The following is a 6,000-nucleotide window of genomic DNA, read 5'->3' as shown; positions in this document are numbered from 1 at the left end:
TCAATGAAAATCAAAGAGCAAACTAGGAAGCTAGCCGCAGGCTGTACTTGAGTACGGTAAGGCTACGCTGACGTGGTTTGAATTTGATTTTCGAAGAGTATTAGGAGAAAAAAATGAAAGAAATAACCTTTGACGCATTTTACCAGCTTTACCAAAATGACCAACTTTCTCTAGTAGACGTGAGAGAAGTGGATGAGTTTGAAGCTCTTCGTTTAGAAGGTGCCCAGAATCTTCCTCTGAGTCAATTAGCTGATACTTATGATCAATTGGACAAGGACCAGTTACATTATGTTATTTGTAAATCTGGAATGAGATCGGCGCGTGCTTGCCAATTCTTATCAGAACAAGGTTATGAGGTTATCAATGTCCAAGGTGGCATGATGGCCTTTGAAGAACTGTAAACATTAGAATTTTCTCCTACTTGGTGTGGACTGGGTAGGGGATTTTATTTTTAGACAATTCTCATTTTTAAGAATCTTGAAAACATTCAATATTTACTTCGTGAAGCTTTTTTCATACTCCTATTCATGATATACTAGGTCAGTATTTTATAAATATGAAGGAGATTTTCATGGCTAAAAAAGGTGCCCTAACAGGTTTACTCCTGTTTGGAATATTTTTTGGTGCGGGGAACTTGATTTTTCCGCCTTCTCTAGGTGCTCTATCTGGAGAACATTTTCTTCCTGCTATCGCAGGTTTTGTCTTTTCAGGCGTCGGTATCGCCGTCTTGACTCTTATTATTGGAACGCTAAATCCTAAAGGATATATCTACGAGATTTCAACAAAGATAGCGCCTTGGTTTGCGACTCTTTACCTCTCAGTCCTTTACTTGTCAATCGGTCCATTCTTTGCTATCCCACGTACAGCTACAACAGCTTACGAAGTAGGGATTAGCCCTCTTTTGTCGGATGCCAATAAAGGTCTTGGTTTGATTGTCTTTACAGTTCTGTATTTTGCAGCAGCTTATCTAATTTCGCTTAATCCATCAAAAATCTTGGACCGTATCGGCCGTATTTTAACACCAGTCTTTGCAATATTGATTGTTATCTTGGTTGTTTTAGGAGCTATTAAATACGGTGGAACAAGTCCTCAAGCTGCTTCAGCTGCTTATCAAGCTTCTGCCTTTGGTACAGGTTTCTTAGAAGGTTACAATACCTTGGACGCCCTTGCCTCAGTTGCCTTCAGTGTAATCGCAGTTCAAACCTTGAAACAACTTGGATTTTCAAGTAAGAAAGAATACATTTCAACTATTTGGGTGGTTGGTATCGTTGTTGCCCTTGCCTTCAGTGCTCTTTACATTGGTTTAGGTTTCCTTGGAAATCATTTCCCAGTACCAGCTGAAGCGATGAAGGGTGGAACACCAGGTGTTTACATCTTGTCACAAGCCACTCAAGAAATCTTTGGCTCAACAGCTCAACTCTTCCTTGCAGCTATGGTTACCGTAACCTGCTTCACAACAACAGTTGGTTTGATTGTGTCTACAGCTGAGTTCTTTAATGAACGCTTCCCGCAAATCAGCTACAAGGTTTATGCGACCGCCTTTACCTTGATTGGCTTTGCTATTGCTAATTTGGGTCTTGATGCGATTATCAAGTACTCAATTCCAGTACTGGTTATTTTGTACCCAATCACGATTGCCATCGTTATGATTGTCATTGTCAACAAATTTGTTGCCCTTTCAAAACCTGGTATGCAATTGACAATTGCTGTGGTTACAGCTATTGCCATTGCAAGCGTACTAGGAAGCTCGTTTAAGGTTGAGTTTCTTGCAAACTTTGTCAACGCTCTTCCTTTTGCTAAAGCATCACTCCCATGGTTGGTACCAGCCATTGTTGGAATCTTGCTCTCATTGGTTCTACCAAACAAGCAAGAAAGCGATGTTTTTGAAATGGAATAATCACTAAAATCACTTTTGTAGCCAAGTCTACAGGAGTGATTTTCTTTTTTTATCCGATGATAAATGTGTTATAATAGGTAGCAAAAGAGGTGAAGAAATGAATCAAACAGTAGAATATATCAAAGAACTGACAGCCATTGCGTCGCCAACGGGCTTCACTCGGGAGATTTCGGACTATTTAGTCAAGACTCTAGAAGGTTTTGGTTACCAGCCGGTTCGCACAGCTAAGGGTGGTGTCAATGTGACCATCAAAGGTCAAAATGATGAGGAGCATCGCTATGTGACTGCCCATGTGGATACGCTGGGTGCTATTGTCCGTGCTGTCAAATCAGATGGCCGTCTCAAAATGGACCGTATCGGTAGTTTCCCTTGGAACATGATTGAAGGAGAAAACTGTACCGTTCATGTGGCTAGCACAGGTGAAAAAGTATCAGGAACCATCCTCATCCACCAGACTTCTTGCCATGTCTATAAGGATGCAGGAACTGCAGAACGCACGCAGGACAATATGGAAGTGCGTTTGGATGCAAAAGTAACCAGTGAAAAAGAAACTCGTGCTCTTGGTATTGAGGTCGGTGATTTTATCAGCTTTGACCCACGAACTGTCGTGACAGAGACAGGTTTTATCAAGTCTCGTCATTTGGACGATAAGGTCAGCGCAGCGATTTTGCTTAACCTGCTTCGTATTTATAAGGAAGAGAAGATTGAATTGCCAGTAACAACCCATTTTGCTTTTTCAGTCTTTGAAGAAGTGGGACACGGTGCTAATTCTAACATTCCTGCTCAGGTAGTAGAATATCTGGCTGTGGATATGGGAGCTATGGGAGATGACCAGCAAACAGACGAAGATACAGTGTCTATCTGTGTCAAGGATGCTTCTGGACCTTATCACTATGACTTCCGTCAACACTTGGTTGCTTTGGCTAAAGAGCAAGATATTCCATTTAAGCTGGATATCTATCCATTTTATGGTTCGGACGCTTCAGCAGCTATGTCTGCAGGGGCAGAAGTCAAACACGCCCTTCTCGGTGCTGGTATCGAGTCTAGTCATTCTTATGAGCGTACCCATATTGACTCGGTGGTTGCAACAGAGCGTATGGTGGATGCTTACCTTAAGAGCACGTTGGTGGACTAATATGTGCCTGATTTGCCAGAGAATTGAACTCATCAAGAAGGGAGAAAATCCCTATTTTGTCAAAGAGTTGGAAACAGGCTATCTTGTGATTGGAGACCACCAGTATTTTGCAGGCTATAGTCTCTTTCTAGCCAAGGAACATGTCACCGAATTGCATCATTTAGAGAAGGAAACTAGAATCCGTTTTCTAGAGGAAATGAGTTTAGTCCAAGAGGCGGTTGCTAAGGCCTTTGCTGCTGAGAAAATGAATATCGAACTGCTAGGAAATGGTGATGCCCATCTTCATTGGCATCTTTTTCCTAGACGAAGAGGTGACATGAATGGTCACGGTCTCAAGGGGCGTGGGCCAGTCTGGTGGGTTCCCTTTGAAGAAATGACAGCAGAAACCTGCCAAGCAAAACCGGATGAGATTAAAAAATTAGTCAATTGTTTATCGCCAGAAGTAGACAACCTATTAGAAATAAAGGAGTAGAAATGAAGAAAAGATACCTTATCTTGACAGCCTTGCTAGCCTTGGGTCTAGCAGCTTGTTCACAAGAAAAAGCAAAAAATGAAGATGGAGCAGCTAAGACAGAACAAACAGCCAAAGTTGATGGAACAGTCGGAAATAAGTCTCAAGAAGCTACCCAGAAAAAAGCAGAAGTGGTTAATAAGGGTGACTACTACAGTATCCAAGGGAAATACGATGAAATTATCGTAGCAAATAAACACTATCCATTATCGAAAAACTACAATCCAGGTGAAAATCCAACAGCCAAGGCTGAGTTGGTCAAACTCATCAAAGCGATGCAAGAGGCAGGCTTCCCAATTAGTGATCAATACAGTGGTTTTAGAAGTTACGAGACTCAGACTAACCTCTATCAAGATTATGTCAATAAAGATGGAAAGGCTGCAGCAGACCGTTACTCTGCCCGCCCTGGCTATAGCGAGCACCAGACAGGCTTGGCCTTTGATGTGATTGGGACAAATGGTGATTTGGTGACAGAAGAAAAAGCGGCCCAATGGCTCTTGGACCATGCGGCTGATTATGGTTTTGTTGTCCGTTATCTTAAAGGTAAGGAAAAGGAAACAGGCTATATGGCTGAGGAATGGCACCTTCGTTATGTCGGAAAAGAGGCTAAAGAGATTGCAGCTAGTGGCCTCAGTTTGGAAGAGTATTTCGGCTTTGAAGGTGGAGATTACGTCGATTAAAAAATAAACTTTTCTCTTGCAATTCCAGATAAATAGTGTATAATAGATGAGTATGTGTAAAGCATACTTGTGGGAGGTAAAAATCTTTAATTACCGCCAAAACCACAAAGGAGGATTTAAAAATGGCTAAAAAAGTCGAAAAACTTGTAAAATTGCAAATCCCTGCTGGTAAAGCTACACCAGCTCCACCGGTTGGACCTGCTCTTGGTCAAGCTGGTATCAACATCATGGGATTCACAAAAGAGTTCAACGCTCGTACAGCTGACCAAGCTGGTATGATCATTCCAGTTGTTATCTCAGTTTACGAAGATAAATCATTTACTTTTATCACTAAAACACCACCAGCTGCTGTTCTTTTGAAAAAAGCTGCAGGTGTTGAAAAAGGATCAGGTACACCTAACAAAACAAAAGTTGCTACAGTTACTCGTGCACAAGTACAAGAAATTGCAGAAACTAAGATGCCAGATTTGAACGCAGCAAACGTAGAGTCTGCAATGCGTATGATCGAAGGTACTGCTCGTTCTATGGGATTCACTGTTGTTGACTAATCAATAACACCCCCAATATAACCCGCAAGACTTCATCATTTCGAGAAGTGACGTGGGAGATGAAAATCGATTGAACCACTTACAAGGAGAATAGAAAATGGCTAAAAAAAGCAAACAACTTCGTGCTGCTCTTGAGAAAATCGACAGCACAAAAGCATACAGCGTAGAAGAAGCTGTAGCACTTGCAAAAGAAACTAACTTTGCAAAATTTGACGCAACTGTAGAAGTTGCTTACAACTTGAACATCGACGTTAAAAAAGCTGACCAACAAATCCGTGGAGCAATGGTATTGCCAAACGGTACTGGTAAAACTTCACGCGTTCTTGTTTTCGCACGTGGTGCAAAAGCTGAAGAAGCAAAAGCTGCTGGTGCAGACTTTGTTGGTGAAGATGACCTTGTTGCTAAAATCAACGACGGTTGGTTGGACTTCGACGTAGTTATCGCTACACCTGATATGATGGCTCTTGTTGGACGTCTTGGACGTGTCCTTGGGCCACGTAACTTGATGCCAAACCCTAAAACTGGTACTGTAACTATGGATGTTGCTAAAGCAGTTGAAGAGTCTAAAGGTGGTAAAATCACTTACCGTGCTGACCGTGCAGGTAACGTTCAAGCAATCATCGGTAAAGTATCATTTGAAGCTGAAAAATTGGTTGAAAACTTCAAAGCTTTCAACGAAACAATCCAAAAAGCAAAACCAGCTACAGCTAAAGGAACTTACGTAACAAACTTGACTATCACAACTACTCAAGGTGTTGGTATCAAAGTTGACGTAAACTCACTTTAATCAGTAGTTTATATCAGAGAACGAGTACGAAAGTGCTCGTTTTTTTAGTTACGACGGGCATTTCGTTCATCTGAGGTGTAAGTCCTCTGTGGGTACCATATACTAGTAAACCCAAAAGTGATTCCCAAGCCTGACTATTGTGAGTAGCTGATCGAACGGCATTAGGATAGACTGTTTAAGTCTGACGTTGGAAATAATAATCGGCAGAGAAAGAGATAGAGAAATCTTGGCTATACGAATAGGCACGTAATAGTAAAGCGTAGATAGCGGATAAGGAGGCCAGCAACTCTAAAGTACAAATATGTTGTCGTAACCTATATGCGTAAACTACGTGAGCAATTGAATTAGAACTAGAGAGGTGATTAATAGATTTATGCTATAGTCATGGCAGCTTGTATGCTTTTGATTCTAGTTTATCAAATAATAGATTAGAATTGTCAGA

7 protein-coding genes are annotated in these 6,000 nt (G+C 41.4%); all 7 read left to right on the top strand.

The window, feature by feature from the left end; translation table 11 throughout:
- Positions 1-113 precede the first annotated feature (113 nt).
- The 7 genes from ADH52_RS06765 to rplA all read left to right on the top strand — a co-directional run bounded on the left by ADH52_RS06765 (position 114) and on the right by rplA (position 5,558).
- Positions 114-401, top strand: coding sequence for a rhodanese-like domain-containing protein (locus ADH52_RS06765; protein ID WP_049510680.1), 288 nt, complete (start codon positions 114-116; stop codon positions 399-401).
- Between the two features lie 170 nt (positions 402-571).
- Entirely contained in the window at positions 572-1,897 is a 1,326-nt protein-coding gene (gene brnQ / locus ADH52_RS06760; protein ID WP_049510679.1) for a branched-chain amino acid transport system II carrier protein, read from the top strand.
- Between the two features lie 97 nt (positions 1,898-1,994).
- On the top strand, positions 1,995-3,032 hold the full coding sequence (locus ADH52_RS06755) for a M42 family metallopeptidase (RefSeq protein ID WP_049510678.1): 1,038 nt from the start codon (positions 1,995-1,997) through the stop codon (positions 3,030-3,032).
- Position 3,033: 1 nt separating this feature from the next.
- Entirely contained in the window at positions 3,034-3,504 is a 471-nt protein-coding gene (locus tag ADH52_RS06750; protein WP_049510677.1) for an HIT family protein, read from the top strand.
- 2 nt (positions 3,505-3,506) lie between these two features.
- The gene (gene ldcB, locus ADH52_RS06745) at positions 3,507-4,223 is read left to right on the top strand and encodes an LD-carboxypeptidase LdcB/DacB (RefSeq protein WP_049510676.1); all 717 of its coding nucleotides are present in this window, start codon (positions 3,507-3,509) and stop codon (positions 4,221-4,223) included.
- 122 nt (positions 4,224-4,345) lie between these two features.
- On the top strand, positions 4,346-4,771 hold the full coding sequence (rplK, locus tag ADH52_RS06740; protein ID WP_001085807.1) for a 50S ribosomal protein L11: 426 nt from the start codon (positions 4,346-4,348) through the stop codon (positions 4,769-4,771).
- Between the two features lie 97 nt (positions 4,772-4,868).
- A complete protein-coding gene (rplA, locus tag ADH52_RS06735) occupies positions 4,869-5,558 on the top strand; it encodes a 50S ribosomal protein L1 (protein ID WP_001085675.1) in 690 nt (229 codons plus the stop codon).
- Positions 5,559-6,000 lie beyond the last annotated feature (442 nt).

The organism is Streptococcus pseudopneumoniae (genome assembly GCF_001072665.1).
Lineage (GTDB): Bacteria > Bacillota > Bacilli > Lactobacillales > Streptococcaceae > Streptococcus > Streptococcus pseudopneumoniae_S.
This window is presented reverse-complemented; position numbering and strand designations above follow the sequence as displayed.